This window comes from Streptomyces prunicolor NBRC 13075 (genome assembly GCF_000367365.1).
Classification (GTDB): domain Bacteria; phylum Actinomycetota; class Actinomycetes; order Streptomycetales; family Streptomycetaceae; genus Streptomyces; species Streptomyces prunicolor.
The window spans coordinates 1-17,360 of the sequence record NZ_BARF01000130.1 but is presented as its reverse complement, the minus strand read 5'-3'; the positions used below and the strand labels follow the sequence as shown (position 1 = coordinate 17,360).

At 68.2% G+C, this 17,360-nt stretch carries 11 protein-coding genes; 6 read left to right on the top strand and 5 right to left on the bottom strand.

Annotation, left to right across the window (positions count from 1 at the left end; translation table 11 throughout):
• Window positions 1–50: 50 nt before the first annotated feature.
• Window positions 51–5,465: a pullulanase-type alpha-1,6-glucosidase gene (pulA, locus tag SPR02S_RS49265; protein WP_019064454.1), complete on the bottom strand. Its 5,415-nt coding sequence runs from the start codon at window positions 5,463–5,465 to the stop codon at window positions 51–53.
• A 472-nt stretch (window positions 5,466–5,937) separates the two neighbouring features.
• Between pulA and SPR02S_RS49260 the strand changes: the two genes are divergently transcribed.
• From SPR02S_RS49260 to SPR02S_RS49250, 3 genes are all read left to right on the top strand, one after another.
• Complete coding sequence (locus tag SPR02S_RS49260) at window positions 5,938–6,813, top strand: hypothetical protein (protein ID WP_019064453.1); 876 nt, start codon at window positions 5,938–5,940, stop codon at window positions 6,811–6,813.
• A 70-nt stretch (window positions 6,814–6,883) separates the two neighbouring features.
• A complete protein-coding gene (locus SPR02S_RS49255) occupies window positions 6,884–7,729 on the top strand; it encodes a hypothetical protein (protein ID WP_019064452.1) in 846 nt (281 codons plus the stop codon).
• 9 nt (window positions 7,730–7,738) lie between these two features.
• A complete protein-coding gene (locus SPR02S_RS49250) occupies window positions 7,739–8,308 on the top strand; it encodes an NUDIX domain-containing protein (RefSeq protein WP_052347194.1) in 570 nt (189 codons plus the stop codon).
• 77 nt (window positions 8,309–8,385) lie between these two features.
• Here SPR02S_RS49250 and SPR02S_RS49245 read toward each other — a convergent pair whose 3' ends face one another.
• Window positions 8,386–9,048: an HAD family hydrolase gene (locus tag SPR02S_RS49245; RefSeq protein ID WP_026151603.1), complete on the bottom strand. Its 663-nt coding sequence runs from the start codon at window positions 9,046–9,048 to the stop codon at window positions 8,386–8,388.
• A 78-nt stretch (window positions 9,049–9,126) separates the two neighbouring features.
• Between SPR02S_RS49245 and SPR02S_RS49240 the strand changes: the two genes are divergently transcribed.
• From SPR02S_RS49240 to SPR02S_RS49220, 3 genes are all read left to right on the top strand, one after another.
• Complete coding sequence (locus SPR02S_RS49240) at window positions 9,127–10,170, top strand: NAD(P)/FAD-dependent oxidoreductase (protein ID WP_019064449.1); 1,044 nt, start codon at window positions 9,127–9,129, stop codon at window positions 10,168–10,170.
• 156 nt (window positions 10,171–10,326) lie between these two features.
• Window positions 10,327–10,932, top strand: coding sequence for a DUF4232 domain-containing protein (locus tag SPR02S_RS49235; RefSeq protein ID WP_245607763.1), 606 nt, complete (start codon window positions 10,327–10,329; stop codon window positions 10,930–10,932).
• A 1,133-nt stretch (window positions 10,933–12,065) separates the two neighbouring features.
• On the top strand, window positions 12,066–13,292 hold the full coding sequence (locus tag SPR02S_RS49220) for a helix-turn-helix transcriptional regulator (protein WP_019064446.1): 1,227 nt from the start codon (window positions 12,066–12,068) through the stop codon (window positions 13,290–13,292).
• Here SPR02S_RS49220 and SPR02S_RS49215 read toward each other — a convergent pair.
• The 3 genes from SPR02S_RS49215 to SPR02S_RS49205 all read right to left on the bottom strand — a co-directional run bounded on the left by SPR02S_RS49215 (window position 13,273) and on the right by SPR02S_RS49205 (window position 17,248).
• Window positions 13,273–13,935, bottom strand: coding sequence for an HAD family hydrolase (locus SPR02S_RS49215; protein WP_019064445.1), 663 nt, complete (start codon window positions 13,933–13,935; stop codon window positions 13,273–13,275). The genes SPR02S_RS49220 and SPR02S_RS49215 overlap by 20 nt on opposite strands.
• A gap of 39 nt (window positions 13,936–13,974) precedes the next feature.
• Complete coding sequence (locus tag SPR02S_RS49210) at window positions 13,975–15,351, bottom strand: alpha-amylase (protein WP_026151601.1); 1,377 nt, start codon at window positions 15,349–15,351, stop codon at window positions 13,975–13,977.
• A gap of 151 nt (window positions 15,352–15,502) precedes the next feature.
• A complete protein-coding gene (locus SPR02S_RS49205) occupies window positions 15,503–17,248 on the bottom strand; it encodes a glycoside hydrolase family 13 protein (RefSeq protein WP_019064443.1) in 1,746 nt (581 codons plus the stop codon).
• Window positions 17,249–17,360 lie beyond the last annotated feature (112 nt).

The window sequence follows — 17,360 nt, the reverse complement described above, 5'->3', positions numbered from 1 at the left end:
CGGTGGGGCAGGCCGGTGTCCGCAGCCTGCCCCTCTACGGTAATGCGCTTTCAGGGTGTCCGGGTGAATACCGCCACAGTGCGTCCCGGAACGGCGAAGGTGCCCGAAACCTTCGTGTACGAGGCCGATTTCACGGTGGCGTCCGCGCCCGCCGCCTGCACCGGGTGCAGTCGGTATCCGGTCCCGGCCAACTCCTCGACCCGCTGGTCCTGTTCGGTGGGCGTCGCGTTGAACACCACGACGAGATCGCCGAGTTCCATGGTGATCACGCCGGGCGTCTCATCCTTTCCGGACAGCGGGAAGGACATCTCCGACTGCACCTGCCCGGCCGTGCCGAGCGAGAAGACGGATTCCGTCGTACGGATCTTCAGCAGATCCTGATACGCGGCCGAGGCCCCCTCGATCTGCCCGCAGCCGACCTTCACCGACGTCAACAGGCCTTTCGCGTACGGCCACTTGGACTCGTTGTCGGCGGCCATCGGCAGCCCCCGCCCGAAGCCGTTGCCGTCCGCGCAGTTCCAGTGGATCGCGTTGAACCAGTCACCGCTGTCGAACGAGTTGCGGTCCAGGGACTTGGAGCGCAACAGGTCGGTCCCGGCCTGGGAGAGCGACGGTCCCTGCGAGAGCGTGGCGGTGGCCATCGCGAGGACCTGCATCCGGGCCCGGTCGGCGGCGCTCGTCGTGGCGGGCAACTTGTAGGTGAGGGCGTCGAACAGCGACTCGTTGTCGTGCGCGTCGACGTAGGCGAGGGCGTCGCCGGGCGCGTCCGCGTATCCGGCGGAAGCGCCGTTGTAGTCGATCTCGGCGCCGGTGACGTCCTTCCCGTCGGTGTCGGTGAAGTGATACTTCGCGAGGTTGCCGCTCAGGCCGACCTTGATGAGGTCCTGGTAGTGCAGGAGGCGGGCCTTCTGCTCGGCCGAAGTGCCGTTCGCGGTGGAGGAGTTGGGGTCGGTGTACAGGCCGGACGCGAAGCCCTGCACCCCCGGGTCCTCGTCGAAGGGGCTGCCGCCGCGTACGGCGTCACGGGCCCGGTCGGAGAAGGTCGCGATGCCCGTGCCGGCCATGTTCTTCTGCGTGGCCTGTACGAAACGGGCGTCGTCGGCGACCTCGCCGAAGTTCCAGCCCTCGCCGTACATGATGATCTTCTTGCCGTCGACGCCGTCCTTCGCGAGGGTCAGCGCGTCCAACGCCTTGCGTACGGCGAGGATGTTGGCCTTCGGCTGGTGGCCCATGAGGTCGAAGCGGAAGCCGTCGACCTTGTACTCCTTGGCCCAGGTGACCACGGAGTCGACGACGAGCTTGCCCATCATGGCGTTCTCGGTCGCCGTGTTGGCACAGCAGGTGGAGTTGGCCACGCTGCCGTCGGCGAGGAGCCGCTGGTAGTAGCCGGGCACGATCTTGTCGAGGACCGAGTAGTCCGCCTGCCCGCTGGCCGCCGTGTGGTTGTAGACCACGTCCATGACGACCCGGAGCCCGTCCTCGTTCAGCGACTTGACCATCTTGCGGAACTCGACGGTACGGCCGGTGCCGTCCGGGTCGGTCGCGTACGAACCCTCGGGGACCGTGAAGTGGTAAGGGTCGTAACCCCAGTTGTAGGCGTCCTTCGCGGCGACGGCCGCCACGCACTCCTGCTGCTGCTCCGAGTCGGCGGCGTAGGAGGCGAGATCGCAGTCGGTGGTCGACTGCTCGGACTTCTTCTCCGGGATGGTGGCGATGTCGAAGGCGGGCAGCAGATGCACGTACGACGTCCCGGACTTGGCCAGCTCGCGCAGGTGCTTCGAGCCGTCGCTGTTCTTGTCGGCGAAGGCGAGATAGGTCCCCTGATCCTTCGCGGGAACCGTCTTGTCCGCGACGGAGAAGTCCCGGATGTGCAGCTCCTGGATCTCGGCGTCCTTCAGCGCCACCGCCTTCGGCTTCTTCAGGCTCGACCAGCCGCTGGGGGCAAGGGACTTGGCGTCGAGGTCGACGACGAGGCTGCGCTCCGAGTCGGCGGTGAGGGCGACCGAGTAGGGGTCGGTGACCTCGTTGGTGACCAGCTTCTGGACGGTCGGCGCCCACACCTTCACGACGTACCGGTACGGCCTGTTCGTCCAGGAGGCGGGACCGGTGACGGACCAGACGCCGGTGGTGGAGTTCCGGCTCATCTTCTTGGGCGAGCCGTCGAGGTCGAGGGACACGCTCTGCGCGGTCGGCGCCCAAACGGCCAGCGTGGGGCGGCCGTTGTGGAAGGTCGGGCCCAGGTCGGCCTTGGTCGCGGAGCCGTACACGTCGTCGAGCACTCCGGCGATCTGCACACCAGTGGCCGCCAACACCGCGCCGTTCACGGCTCGTTGGGAGGCGACGAGCTGCCCGTTCAGGGCCTCCTTGACGCGGTCTCGGTCACGTGGATCGACCGACCAGGCCGAATAGTGCTTCAGATAGGGGAACTTGGCCTTCTGGGCGTCGGTGAGCGTGGTCTTCGACAGGCGCAGCCAGCGCTCGTCGTCGCTCGTCAGCGTGCCGTCCTTCACGGCGATCGAACCGTCGTGGGAGTACAGGAGTTGAGTGGAGGCAGCCGCGTCGGAGCCGTTCCAGGCGACCGTGTTCCGGTCGATCCAGACCGCCTTGGAGGTGGTCAGGTCGAGGGCTGCCGCGCTACCGGCGGGCTGCGGCAGGAGGTACTTCTCCTGGCCGTTCAAGAGCCAGACCTCGTTGCCGTTGGTCTTGAGGTCGAGCGACTGATCGGCGGAGAGGTCCTTCTCGTCGCCCTTGTGGAGGATGTAACTGAGGCTGGTGGCACCGGAGTTGAGCGGCACCTCGTAAACCGCGCCATAGGCGTCGGTCTTCACCGGCTGGAGCGGGCTCGACCAGTCCGTGGGGCTCGCGGCACCCGTCCAGACGTGCAACCCCCAGCCGGAGTAGTCACCGTCCGCGCGGTGGTAGTGGATGACGGCCTTGGTGGTGTCCTGCGCCGGGTAGTCGGGTCGCTGGGTCTGCACGGCCTCCTTGCCCTGCTCGATCCACACCTCGCCGGTCGCCGTGACGTCGATCGAACGGTCGGCGGTGACGTCCTTGTTGCCGTCCTTGTCGATCACCAGGAAGCTGACGCTGGAGGCGCCGGGCTTCAACTTGACGTAGGCGAAGGCGCCGTAGGCGTCCTGTCCGACGAAGGGGTGACTGGCCGGCCAGGTCGTCGCCTCGCCGTCGGCGAGGTCGCCCCAGGCGTACAGGCCCCAGTTGGCGTAGTCGCCGTCGGTGCGCTTGTAGTGGACGATCGCGTAGTCGCGCGAGGAGGCGGTGGGGATCTCTTCGGCGGGCGGGGTGCCGGTGGTGGAGGCGGCTGTCGCGCTCGCCGTGTGCCCGGCCGAGTCGACCACAACTGCCTTGTAGCGCAAGGCTGTTCCGGGTGCCACGTCCTTCCCGATGGCCTGAGTGACCTTGTACGGGGCATGGTCGGCGGAGCCCAGGGTCTGCCACTTGCCGTTGCCGGTCTGGGCGGCGAAGACGACCCGGTTGAGCTGACCGCCGGTGACGTCGGCGCTCAGCTCGACGGTGCCGGTGGCGCCGGCGTCCGGGGCCTTGAGAGTGATCGTGGGGTTGGTGACGGGCTTGGCGAGGGTGCCGGCCGCCTTGAGGACGATCGCGGTACCGGCGGGGACGGTGACGGTGACCTTGTTGTCGGCGCCGCTCGTCGCGGTGGCCGAAGTGCCGTAGATCCCCCGGTATTTCATGTCCGGCGAACCGGTCGCGAAGGTCACCGTCTTGGCCGTGTCGGCGTTGTTGAGGGCGACGATGTACTCGTTCTTGTCCGATCTCGTGCCCGTCCGCGTGAAGGCGTAGACACCGGCGCCGTCGGCCGCGTAGCGCTCGGTCTGGACGCCGTCGGTGAGGGCGGGGTGGTCCTTGCGCAGCTTCGAGAGAGCGGCAATCTGCTTGTACAGCGGGGCAGTTGAGTCGTAGGCGTCGCTGGCAGCAGTCCGATCGGTGCCGATCTCGTCGTCATCGAGGTAGTCGGCGACCTTCGACGCGAACATCGTCTGGCGGGCGTCCTTGTCGCCGCCGGAGCCGGTGAAGCCCTGTTCGTCGCCGTAGTAGACGACGGGGTTGCCGCGGCTGAGGAACATCAGCTCGTTGGCGAGCCTGTCCTTGGCGAGGAGTTGGGCGTCGGTGGCCTTCGGGTTGTCCTGGTCGAGGAAGTAGCCGATGCGGCCCATGTCGTGGTTGCCGAGGAAGGTGACCTGCTCGTAGGCGTTCGCCTTGTCGGTCGTGTACTTGTAGTCGTCGCCGAAGACACTCGCGAGCTTCTGCGCGCTGCCGCCCTGGGAGGCGTAGGCGCGCGCCGCGTCCTGGAAGGGGAAGTCGAGCGTGGCGTCCAGGCGGCCCTGGGTGACGTACGGCGAAGTGATCGAGGTGTCGGCGGAGTAGACCTCGCCGAACATGAAGAAGTTCTTCCGGCCGTGCTGGGCCGCGTAGTTGTCGAGCGCGGTGGCCCATTGGGTCCAGAAGTCCATGTCGACGTGCTTGACGGTGTCGATGCGGAAGCCGTCGACGTCGAAGTCGCGGACCCACTTCTCGTAGATCTTCTCCATGCCTCTGACGACCTCGGGGCGTTCGGTCCACAGGTCGTCGAGGCCGGAGAAGTCGCCGTAGGTGGCGTTCTCGCCGACGTAGGTCGAGTCGCCCCGATTGTGGTACATCGTCGGGTCGTTGAGCCAGGACGGGACCTTCGCGTTCGCCTTGTCGGCGGGGACGGTCGGGGTCTTCGGGAAGGAGGAGGTGGAGACGGTGGGGAAGGTCTTGGTGCCGTCCGCGTAGTCGGCGTCGTCGAAGGGCTGCCCGTCCTTGGTCAGGTAGGGGAAGGCGCCCTTGGAGAGGTAGTCGTAGGACTTGCCCTCATAGTCGACGACGTCGGCGGTGTGGTTGGTGATGACGTCGAAGAAGACCTTCATGCCCTTGGCGTGGGCCTTGGAGATGAGGGTCGCGAGGTCCTTGTTGGTGCCGAAGTGCGGGTCGACCTGGGTGAAGTCCGTTATCCAGTAACCGTGGTAGCCGGCGGAGGCGTCGCTCCCCGAGCCCTGTACGGGCTGGTTCTTGAAGATCGGGGCCATCCAGATGGCGGTGGTGCCGAGGCCCTTGATGTAGTCGAGCTTCTTTGTCAGGCCCTTGAGGTCGCCGCCCTGGTAGAAGCCCTTGTCGGTGGGGTCGTAGCCGGTGCTGAGGCGTGAACCGGTAAGCCCGCCTTGGTCGTTGGCAGTGTCGCCGTTCGCGAACCGGTCCGGCAGCACGAAGTAGAACTGCTCGCGGGTGTCGTCGTGCCGGGCGGGTGTGGCGGCCAGCTTGGCGTCCGACGGGGGTGCGGGCGGGGTCGTGGCGTGGGCGGCGAGGGGTTGGACGAACGCCGCGAGGAGTGCGGCGACGATGACGCCGGTGGCCCTTCTCCGTCGCTCGGTGCGGCGCGTGCGGGGCGCCGGCCATCTCGGTATCACAGGCGTGAACTCCTTGCGATTACGGCTCAGTTCGGGTCCGACCCCGGCGAGACGGTATCGCCGACGCAAGGGTTGCAGCAAGAGTTATGAAAGGGGGAGAAAGAATTTTCAGCTTCTTCGTTGCCGGGCGCCTGCGGAAAGGGTGCGGCGCTCACGGCTGTCGCCGCGGAAAGCGTGCAGTACTCACGGCGGTCGCCCGCAGCAAGGGTGCGGTGCCCGTGGCTGTTTCCCACCGGAATGGTCTGGAACCGATCACTCCGACAACCCGTCCTACAGGCCGCACCTGTTGCACATCGCGGAACACGGACCCGGGCCTCACCCCTCGGCGCGGCCGTCACCCGCGACACACCTCCGGGTAGGACACGATCCGCTCCGGGCCGCCCAGTTCACCACCTTTGGTCAATAGATTTACCTAGGCAACCAAGGGCATGCGAGAGGAAAGCCTTTGATGGAGCCGTCGATGGAGCCTTTGATGGAGTTATCCCACCTGGTGGAGGCCTTGAGAGCGGAGGCGCTGGACGTCGCCCTGACCGACGACGGCCAGATCGTCGTCAACCTGCCCAGCAGCGGGGACCAGTTGATCCTCGGGCCGAGCCGCGGCGGGACCGAGCCCCGGCTGTTCTGGCAGCGCCGTACCTTCCTCGGAACCCGTACGAACGAGTGCGGCTATCTGGAGTGGGCGGCCACCCCTGAGCCCGTGGTCGGGGCGATCCTCGGCTACGCCCGCGCCCCCGGGCTGACCGGGCCGCAGTACGGACCGGTCCTGGACGCGCTGCGGAGCAACGGCCTGGACGCGGCGATCGTCACCACCACCGGGGGCTGTCATCTGATCTGCGTCCACCTCGCCGACGGCACCCAACTCATCGTCGGCGCCCCGGAGTCACTCCCTCCGCAACTGTCACAGGTCACCGGCTGGCTCGTCCGGCACAGGGGCCCCGGCGACAGATCCACGGTCGTCTACCACTCGGCTCCGACTCCGGTTTCGGTTTCGGTTTCGCAGGACCACGATCCCGGAGCGGCGAACGGCGGGCCCGACATCGCCCTGATGGCGAAGCACGTCGCCCGCTACGTCACCGAGGCGGGCCTGCGCCACGACGGCCACCGACCGCTGACCGCACCGGCACCCGAGCAGGAGGTCACCGCGAGGTCCCTGTCCCGGCTGGTCGGCGAACTGGCCCAACTACCTCGCCACCAAGAGGAGTTGGACATCCCCGGCGGCGCCCTCATCACCATCGCCGAACGGGACGGCAGCAACACCCGGACCACGGAGGTCCCCGCCGAACTCGTGAGCCGTATGCACTCGGTCCTGTTCAGCATGCTCACGGTCATGCGGCCGTACGACGAGTAGGGGACGGCGTTTCGGCCTCAACGGGACCCGGCGCGGGTGCCGTTGAGGCCGGGGCGGGACGATGAAGGGGATGACCACGACGCGAGAACAGTTCGAGCAACGGCTCGCCGCACTGGGCGAACCCTGGCTCACCCGCAGGCAGTTGCGGGAGCTGGCCGGAGTCGCGGAGAAAACGGTCCGGAACTGGCTGGCCGAATGCCCCCTCGACCCGTCCCGCGTCCGCACGGGCCCGCACAACGCCCAACTCATCGAACGCGAGGCGGCGTTGACCCTGGTCCGGCGGAACCTCTTCGAGCCCGGGGACAGCACGACGGCGCGGCGCACCGGCCCGCGGCTGGCGGCAGAACCCCGACGCTTGAGCCATGCCCCCGGCGAGCAGTGGGGGTGGGCCGACATCGCGAGGCGACGCGGTGTGACTCCTGGCGCCGTCAGCAACTTGGCGAAGACCTACGAGAACCACCCGCTCAGGCCGTTCCCGCCGGCCGTGGAGCGCAAGCGGGACGCAGGAGCCGTAGCCGAGTGGTTCCTCTGGTACGACACCGAGCGGCCGGGGTACGCGGCGCGGCGCGCGGACGGACGGATCCCGGCAGTCGTCGCCCGGCTGGAGTCGGCGTTGGCAGCCCCGGAGGACCTGACCACGACGCGGCTCGCCTGGGAACTGGGTGTCGCCCACACCGTCGCACGGGCCTATCTCGCCGCCGCGGCAGGGCAGTTGATGCCCCGTCACGGGCTGGTCGCCCGCAGCGACATCGCGGGGCTCCTGGAACAGGCCGGCCACGACGGGACGGCCGAGCGGCGACGCGAGCGGGTGAGGACTCTGCTGGGCCGGGAGGACGCCCCGCGTAAACACATCACGGTCGGGGGCACGGACTACTACAAGAGGGCCGCGATCGATCGCCTCTTTGGGTTGGACTAACGTCAGAACATGATCTCCGATGCGCCGTTACCTGAGCACGAGCTCACGGCAACCAGCTCAACCGTGGTTTACCGGAACCGCTGGATGACCGTTCGCGAGGACAGGACGCTGCGTCATGACGGCGCGGAGGGCCTGTACGGCGTGGTGCACAAGCCCGACTTCTCGTTGATCGTTCCGTATGCGGACGGTGGTTTCCACCTCGTGGAGCAGTACCGCTACCCGGTCAAGGCTCGCTACTGGGAGTTTCCGCAGGGCACGTGGGAGGACCGGCCGGATGCGGACCCGCTGGTTCTGGCCCGAGGTGAACTGGCGGAGGAGACAGGGCTGACCGCTGGAACGCTCACTCCGCTGGGGCATCTGTACGAGGCATACGGATACTGTGACCAGGGGTTTCATGTCATTCTCGCCACCGATCTCACCCCTGGTGAACCTGACCTGGACGAGGAGGAGGCCGGCTTGGTGAGCCGTTGGTTCTCCGAGGCGGACGTGTGGCGGCTGATCGCCGGAGGCCGGTTCAAGGACGCGGCGTCGGTGGCGGCCCTGGGGCTCTTCCAGCACCACCGCGCGGCGGGCGGCTGACCGCCCGGTGGCAGCGCTCGGATCTGTCGGTCCGGTGGGGATGGCGATCTACGAGGCGACGGTCCTTGTTGTGGCCCTCAACGACTGGCTGTGACCAGGCGGCTCAAGACGGGAAGCACACTTCGCAGGTCGTCGTCATCCACAGTGGCCGTCGCCGCTGCCCTGGCGTCCGCCGACGCGTTGAACGCCACGCTCAACCCGACGGACGAAAACAGCGGCAGGTCGGATCGGCTGTCGCCGACAGCCGCGCACGAGTGAGGGGCCAGTCCCAGCGATTGCGCCTGGGCAAGGGAGAAGTCTCGTTTGTCATGCTCGTCGAAGTGCCGCGCCACACGTCCCGTGAACCGGCCGTCGGCAGTCTCCAGCCGAGGCCCGCTGAACGAGTGGAACCCGAAGCGGTCGGCCAAGTAGCTGCCGACCGGGGACCAGGCCAAGGTGGCCAGCACGGGCACCAGCCCGTTCCGTCGGCACCAGGCCACGGTCTCCGCGATGCCCATGACCAACGGGAGCCCGTCGAGCCGGCCGGAGATCCGCTCCACGGACACGCCCGCCCAGCCCGCCGCATCCAGCTCGGAGACTTGCCGATTGTCCCAGGCGCCGGAGGCATAGGCGTCCTCGGCCTTGGCCAACTCGTTGCGATGGCCGAGGAATTGGGCCAGGAAGACCGACGAACTGGTCCCCGGGACCAGAGTGCCGTCGACGTCGAAGAACACGGCCCCTACGTGATCAGGTGAGTACACCGGCCAAGGATGCCACCGTCACACGAAACGCCTGGCCGGACCGATCACACGTACACGTACAAACCCAAGGAGGACGTCATGTCAGCCGTTGTCGTTGTCGGTGCGGGAATCGTCGGTTCCTCGGTGGCCTACCACCTGGCCCGTCGAGGCGTCCCGGTCACTCTCCTCGAACAAGGACCGGCACCGGCCGCCGGGGTCACCGGAGGTTCCTTCGCCTGGATCGGCCGCTCGGGCGGCGACTGGCCCGGTGGCGCACGGGATCTCCGTGAGCACGTCCTGGCGGACTACCGGCGCCTGGAGAACGAGCTGCCCCAGGTCACCGTCCGGAGGACCGGTTCGCTGTCCTGGGCCGACGTACCAGCCGGAGACTCACGACCGGAGCCGGGCCATTTCCGCATCGGGCGAAGCGACATCGCGGCCCTGGAACCCAACCTCCGACACCCACCCGAGCAGGCCGTCCACACCCCGAGCGACGCGGGCGTCGACCCAACTGCCTTGGCCCGCGCACTCGTTGAAGCCGCCGTCGCCCACGGAGCAACCGTGCTCCACGACACCGCGGTCGCCTCCTTCCAGATCACCAACGGGCACGTCACGGGAGCCCTGACACCGACCGGACTCCACCCCGCCACCACCGTCGTGCTCACGGCCGGAACCGCCATCCCCCAGCTGTGCGAGCGACTACCGGCCGACCTGGCCGTGGCCGCCTCCCCAGCCACCCTCGCGCGGGTCGCAGCACCCCCGGGCCTGGTCAAGACCATCGTGGCCAGCCCCGATTTCGAGGTCCGAGAGGTACGCGACGCCAACCTCCTGCTGGTCCTACCGCAGCAGGCTGCAGGCGCAGCGGGAGGGGCTGAGCGGGCCGCCCAAGACGCGCTCCGCCATCTGAAGGCGGCCTTCCGAGGAAGCGCCGAATGCCGCCTGCTGGGCCAGCTCACCAGCAGCCGCCCCATGCCGGCGCACGGGCCCCTCATCGGATACGCGACTCACGATCGTTCCGTCTACGTCGCCGTCATGCACTCCGCCATCACCCTGGCGCCCACCGCCGGACGCCTCGTCGCGGACGAACTCGCGACCGGCAGACCGGCTCCCGAGCTACGGCGGTGCCGACCGCGCGTCCACTGACCTCACACGGACCCCGCTCCACAGCGGCACGCGGATTCTCTTACCTTCGCCCGCGAACAAATCCGCGATACCGCGCATCGAACCTTGTGTACGGCACCAGAAGGACGGTGCGGGCCGCAGACCACGGCCCGCGAAGCAGGAGTGGGGATCATCACCGTGAACGAGCACCTGAACACCACCGACCAGCCCGGCACCGCCAAGCACCGGCGCGCCGACCGCAAGCTCGGGCGCACGATGGTCGGCCTGGGCGCCGTCGTCGGCCTGGGCCTCGCGGCCTGGGCGGGTACCGCCAACGCCGCGACCTCCAGTGGTACGGCCACGGCGAAGGCCACCCCGACCTGCTCCGCCGCCGCGCTGAAGGCGACCTACGGCCGGCAGCTCGGCGGTGGCATGAACCACGCGGGCATCGTCATCAGGTTGCGCAACCTCAGCGGCAAGACCTGCGCGCTGCGCGGTTACCCCGGCCTGGGCCTGGAGAACTCCGCCCACAAGAAGCTCACGACCCACACCACCTGGGGCAACACCTGGTACGCGCACAACCCCGGCAAGAAGACCCTCACCCTCAAGGACGGCGAGAGCGCCGAGGCCGTGGTCGCCTGGACCCACGCCAACACCGGCACGTCGGGCGCGGTCCACGCCGCCTACCTGGAGATCACCCCGCCCGCCTCCACCCAGCACAAGACCCTGGCCCTCCCCCAGTGGGTCGACCACGGCGACCTCTCGGTGACGGCCCTCGCGAAGCACATCACCGTCACCCCCTGATCCCCCACGGGCCGGACGGCGGCGACGTGCCCCCTCGCGCCGCCGCCGTCCAACACCGTGGATCAGCAGGCCGACTCAATGACCAAGGGATACCTGGGTCGTCTGGGTCGGCACCCTTTTGCAGTCCTTCACATGCAGGTAGATCGTCGTACCCGCAGCCGAGGGTGACAGTTTGTCGTGCTCCGTGAACTCCTCGTCGCGCCTGATCAGCTCGTCGCAACGGCCGCAGAAATTCACCGGCGACAATCCCTCACCAAGCGGTACAGGCCTCTCCCGACCGGGCACGCAGCGGCATCGTCCGCGCAGTCCTTGCACGTCGAGCCATGAGCGAACAGTCCCTGGTGCGCACGCCCGGCCACGCACTGACGGCACGCTCTGGGAAACCAGCGCCCGGGCTCTGGCTGCTCTCCCAGGTCGACGGCCGTCTCGGTCGTCAACCGCTCACCGCCCCAGACGCAAGTCACGCCGCGCGCCTGCTCATCGGTGAGTTCGTCGAGCGACGGCAACGCCAAGACCTCCAGGACACCAGGGACCAGACCCGAAGCGGGGTTGCTCATGCCGACCGCTCCCATCCGCTCTCGGAGCGTAAGCAGCCCTCAAGGGCAGCCCGGAGAGTCCGCGCATCGGTGAGCCAGTCGCGCTCCCCGGGACAGATCCGCCAGTGCGGGCCCGGTGGCTGCGTACATCGTGTCGGCGGGATAGCGAGGGTGCCGCCCTTGCCGATCGGATGGGTCCCCTCGACTGCCCACCCGGCAGCGGTACCGCGAGCGACGAAGTAGTAGACGACGTCTTTGGGTTGGTACTCCAGTACGGCTCCGCAGCTGGCGCCCAGAACAGCCATGGCGGCGATACCCAGTTGGCGCGGTACCCGGATCACGTCCCAGTCCAGGCCCGCGTCCTGCAGCGTGCACCCCGCAGCGGTCGGCAATCGTGTGGGCGGCATTGCGACTCCTCGAAACACAGAAGATCAGGTCTGTTTCAGAATGGCCCTCATAGATACCGATAACGAGGACTTCAAGAGGTCTTTCAACTGCCTTGAATGGGACTTTCGTTGGCCTCACGGAGTGATGGGTAGCCAGATCGAGGACTTCGGGTGACACTGTCCGCAGCGCTCGACATGGAGGTACAGCACAGTGCCACGGCCCGCAGGCAACACCCGACTCAAGGCGGCCCGGCTGGCGGCCGGGTTCGGATCGCAACAGGCCCTCGCCGACGCCCTCGGGGTCGGAGTCCGCCAGGTGCGGCGCTGGGAGTCCGAGAATCCTCCGTCACCTCAGCCGGACCAGGCGCAGGCCCTCACGCGTGAACTCGGCCAGGATCTCGACTCGTTGGGCTTCAGCTCGTCGAACACCGCCCAACCCGACCGCGGCCACCGCTCCGTTCTCGCGGCCACGGCCGCCGTCGTAGGGCTGGCCGCAGTCCCTACGACGGCCATCACCATGCAACCCGCCACCGTCGCAACGGACTTCCTGGCCGTCACCCGATCTCACCGGCGCCTGTACTGGTCCGTCGCGCCCGCCACACTGCACCCCGCCGCGCAGGCCCACGGCTCCCTCGGCTGTGCCCTGCTCACCGAAACCGCAGGCCAGACCCGGCGGGCCGTAGCCGCAGCCCTCGCGGAGTCCTACTTGCTCGCCGGACGCATCGAGTTCTTCGACATGCGTGACGCCGACCGGGCCAGGAACACCCTGCTGCTCGCGCTCCAGGCCGCAGGCGAAGCCGACGACCCGCTGCTCGGCGCGGCCGTCCTGGCGCACACCGCCTTCATCCCCGCGTGGGAGGGCGAGCGGGACAAGGCAGCCGAGCGGATGGTCGCCGCGCGCACCTACGCCCGGCGGGGCGCCCCCTCGGCCGAGTTGCTCGCTTGGCTGGACGCGGTCGAGGCGGAGTGCGAGACCCGGTGCGGCGACACCCGTACGGCACTGCACCTCATCGGACACGCTGAAGACACGCTCGTCGCAGGCTCCGAGCAGCAAAGCCCGGACTGGTTGGACTGGTTCAGCCCTGTTCGGCTCGCGGCCTTCAAAGGCAACACGCAGTTGAAGGCCGGGCATCTGCCCCAGGCCAGGGAAACCCTCCTCGGGGTGCTCGATTCGCTCGACCCGAGTGAGGAGAAGCAGGCGACCGTCGTACTCGGAGACCTTGCCGCCGTCGAGGCAGCGGCCGGGCACCCGGACGAGGCCTGCCGCTACGCGCTGCGGGCGCTCGGCCAGTTGGAACGGACCTGGTACGCGATGGGAATGGACCGGGTGCGCGAGGTGCGGCGCACTCTGGCGCCGCACCAGCATGAGCGTTGTGTGCGCGAACTCGACGACCGGCTGTACGGCTGGTCGACGACGGTCAGCGCGCTGAGTCGTTGAAGTTCGCGATCAGTGCGGGCAGTTCCGAGAGGCTCTCGACTCTGAACGTCGGGAGGTTCTCGGCTTCCTCGGTCCTCCATTGGATCGTCGCCCACGGTCCTCGGTGCACCAGGGCCGTGTGCATGCCCGCCGCTACGGCCGGCCGCAGATCGTTGTCGACGCGGTCGCCGACGTAGAGGATCTCGTCGGCAGCGAAGGGGACGGCCTCGGCCACGCGTCGGAAGAACTCAAGGTCCGGCTTGCTGGCCCCCCAGTCGTCCGACGTACCGATGAGGTCGACGTCCTCGGTGAACAGGTCCCGGAGGATCTTCCCGGCGCGGATCGTCTGGTTGCCAGCGATGCCCAGCCACAGGCCGTCGGCGCGCAACCGCGCCAGCGCGGGCCGCACGTCCTCGTACAGGTCCTCCTCGTCGAAGGACTCCGGCTTGCCTGCGGCGGCCCGCTTCTCGCGCTCCTCGTACAGGTCGAAGCCGGGCCGGAACGCCTGGAACACCTCGCGGTAGTCCCGGCCCTGCGCGATGACCGCACCGAACATCGCGTGGAACGTGTGCCGGGGTACGCCGAGCCAATCGGCCCAAGTGCCGTACTCCCGGCTCTCGTCCACCAGGCACTCACCGACGTCGAACACCACCGCACGCATCATGGCGGCAGCGTAGCCGGAGACGAAAAGGCATCTCCTCGGTCAGCAGCTCGACTTGCCCGAGTAGATCGCCAACGCCGTGTTCGAACCCAGCGTCGCCGTGAACTGCCCGCTGGAGTTCACGGTCACCGTCGTGCTGTTCTGCACGTTGCAGTACGTGCCCGCGGCCAGCGATGTCTGGTACGTCTGCGTCAGCGAGTACGACTCGTGGTTGATGGCGACGTAGCCCTTGCTGCCCCGGCCGAAGCCGATCGCGTCGTTGCCGTCGTCCCACCAGTTGGTGAGGGACTGGCCGCTCGTCGCGTTGCGGAAGGCGACCATGGACTTGATCTCCGGCCAGGCGTGCTGGCACTTCCAGCCGTCCTGCCAACAGGCCGTCACCGAGCCGCCGTTGGGCGGGCCGGCGTCCGCGTCCGACCATTCGTAGCCGGAGTTGATGTCCGGGGCGCCGTAGGGGTAGGCGAGCATGAAGACGTTGGCCAGGGTGTAGTTGGCGCCGTCCTTGTAGTTCAAGGTCGATCCGTTGCGCTCTGTGTCGTGGTTGTCGACGAAGACTGCCGCCACCGAGCTGCTCATGTAGCCCCAGCCCTCGCCGTAGTTCTTCAGGTAGGCGAGGTTCTCGTTGTTGAAGACGCGCTTGAGGTCGTAGGCGTAGCGGAACTCCTGGACGTCGCCGTTGCCGGTGTACTCGGTGGGCTGGACGGCCTCGCCGGAGCCGTAGATGACCTCCTGCTTCCAGTACGCGGAGGGGTTGCTCAGGCGGGACTTGATGTTCGCGAGGTCGGTCGCCGGGATGTGCTTGGCCGCGTCGATGCGGAAGCCGTCGGCGCCGTAGCCGAGGAGGGTGTTCATGTAGCCGGCGATGGTGGCGCGGACGTACTCCTCGCCCGTGTCCAGGTCGGCCAGGCCCACCAGTTCGCAGTTCTGGACGTTGGCGCGGTTCGTGTAGTCGCTGATCGTCGACGTGCAGTCGTCCATGTCGTACGAGGAGTACAGGCCGGGGTAGTTGTACTTCGTGTACGACGAACCGCCGGTGCCGGTGCCGCTGCCCGCCGACATGTGGTTGATGACCGTGTCGACGACGACCTTCACGCCCGCCGCGTGACACGTGTTGATCATGTTCTGGAAGGCGGTCGCGTCGCCGAGCCGGCCCGCGATCTTGTAGCTCACCGGCTGGTACGACGTCCACCACTGCGAGCCCTGTATGTGCTCGGCGGGCGGGGAGACCTGGACGTAGCCGTAACCGGCGGGGCCGAAGGTGTTGGTGCACTCCTTGGCGACCGAGGCGAAGTTCCACTCGAAGAGGACGGCGGTGACGTCCTTGGTGCCGGGCGGGGAGGCGTGTGCGGTGCCGGGCACCAGGAGGGCTGTCGCGGCGGCGAGGGCACAAGCTCCTGCAAGTGATCTGGTGTTGGCCATGTGGGGTTCCTTCTCCGTTGAAGGTTCTTGCTGAAACTTCATGGAAACCTTGCGGTCGCCCAGATGTTAGAGGCCCGCCGCCCAAAAGGGCAGCGGGCCGTGTGAAGTTGATGCAAGAACTTCCAGTGGCGGAGCGGGAGTTGAGGGGTGGTTACGGTGTGGTTGTCCACCATGTCGTCGTATCGGCGGGCAGCTTCGCCTCGCCGTCCGTCTCCGTCACCTCACCGCTCGCGAGCAGGAGACGACCGTACGCCGGTGTCGTCACCGACTCCCCGCTCGTGTTCGCGACACACACGAACTCCCCACGCCGGAAGGCGAGTACACCCTCGGGCGCCCGCAGCCACTCCACCGAGTCGCCCGCACCGAGGTCGGGCTGGGTACGGCGGGCGGCCAGCGCGGCGCGGTACAGCTCCAGCGTCGAGCCGGCCGTGCCCGTCTGCGCCTCGATGCTCAACTCGCCCCAGCCGTCCGGCTGCGGCAGCCAACTCCCGCCGTTTCCGAAGCCGTACGACGATCCGGTGCGCGTCCACGGGATCGGCACCCGGCAGCCGTCCCGGAAGCCGTCCTGGCCCGCACCCCTGAAGTACGCGGGGTCCTGGCGGACTTCGTCCGGGAGGTCGACGACATCCGGGAGGCCGAGTTCCTCGCCCTGGTAGATGTATGCCGAGCCGGGCAGCGCCAGCATCAGCAGCGATGCCGCGCGGGCTCGGCGCAGGCCCAGCTCCCGGTCGCCCGCCGTGCGGATCTGGGTGCCGAGGCCGGGCGGGTTGGCGAAGCGGGTGGCGTGCCGGGTGACGTCGTGGTTCGAGAGGACCCAGGTGGCGGGGGCGCCGACGGGACGCATGGCCTCCAGGGTGCGGTCGATGACCGTACGGAGTTCCGCCGCGTCCCAATCGGTCGACAGGTACTGGAAGTTGAAGGCCTGGTGGAGCTCGTCCGGGCGGACGTAGTTCGCGGTGCGCTCGACGGTCGGGGTCCATGCCTCGGCGACGAAGATGCGCCCGCCCGTCTCCCGCCCCCGCCCTTCCAAGGAAGGCCCTTCGGGCCCCAACTTATTTCCCGCGTACTCGTCGAGGACCGTGCGCCACTGACGGTAGACGTCGTGCACGCCGTCCTGGTCGAAGAACGGCATGACATCGTTGCCCAGGAGTTTGAGTTGCTCGTGCGAGCCGAGGTCGGGCAGGCCCTCCGCCTTGACCAGGCCGTGGGCCACGTCGATGCGGAAGCCGTCGACTCCGATGTCCAGCCAGAAGCGGAGGATCGAGCGGAACTCGTCGCCCACCGCCGGGTGTTCCCAGTTGAAGTCGGGCTGCTCCGGCGCGAAGAGGTGCAGGTACCACTCCCCCGCCGAGCCGTCCGGTTCGGTGACCCGGGTCCAGGCCGGGCCGCCGAAGATGGACTCCCAGTCGTTGGGCGGGAGTTCGCCGTGCTCGCCCTTGCCGGGGCGGAAGTGGTAGCGCTCCCGCAGCGGTGAGCCGGGGCCCTCGCGCAACGCCCGCTTGAACCACTCGTGTTGGTCCGAGGAGTGGTTCGGGACGAGGTCGACGATGATGCGCAGGCCAAGTCCGTGGGCGTCCCGGATCAGCGCGTCGGCGTCGAGGAGGTTGCCGAACATGGGGTCCACGGCACGGTAGTCGGCGACGTCGTAGCCTGCGTCCGCCTGCGGGGAGGCGTAGAACGGGCTGAGCCAGACGGCGTCGATCCCGAGGTCGCGCAGGTACGGGAGGCGGGCGCGTACGCCTTCCAGGTCGCCCATTCCGTCGCCGTTGCTGTCGGCGAAACTGCGGGGGTAGACCTGGTAGATCACCGCGTCCCGCCACCAGTCGCCGCGCCGGTCGCTGCGCTTGGCTTGAGCGGGGTTCGGTGTCGGGGCGATGGCCGAGTGCTGCTGGGTCATGGCGTCCTTGGTGCGTAACTGGGGTTTGGTCATGGGGAGTTGGTGACGAGGCGGCCGTGAAGTCAGCGGGGTCGGATGGACGTCACGGCCGCCTCGAGTCTTGGGTGCGGCT

What these genes read in the sequence shown, in the direction of transcription:
- SPR02S_RS49240 (WP_019064449.1), top strand. Translation starts at nt 9,127, where the DNA reads ATGTCAGCCGTTGTCGTTGTCGGTGCGGGAATCGTCGGTTCCTCGGTG.
- SPR02S_RS49250 (WP_052347194.1), top strand. Translation starts at nt 7,739, where the DNA reads ATGATCTCCGATGCGCCGTTACCTGAGCACGAGCTCACGGCAACCAGC.
- SPR02S_RS49215 (WP_019064445.1), bottom strand. Translation starts at nt 13,935, where the DNA reads ATGATGCGTGCGGTGGTGTTCGACGTCGGTGAGTGCCTGGTGGACGAG.
- SPR02S_RS49255 (WP_019064452.1), top strand. Translation starts at nt 6,884, where the DNA reads ATGACCACGACGCGAGAACAGTTCGAGCAACGGCTCGCCGCACTGGGC.
- SPR02S_RS49260 (WP_019064453.1), top strand. Translation starts at nt 5,938, where the DNA reads ATGGAGTTATCCCACCTGGTGGAGGCCTTGAGAGCGGAGGCGCTGGAC.
- SPR02S_RS49205 (WP_019064443.1), bottom strand. Translation starts at nt 17,248, where the DNA reads ATGACCCAGCAGCACTCGGCCATCGCCCCGACACCGAACCCCGCTCAA.
- SPR02S_RS49210 (WP_026151601.1), bottom strand. Translation starts at nt 15,351, where the DNA reads ATGGCCAACACCAGATCACTTGCAGGAGCTTGTGCCCTCGCCGCCGCG.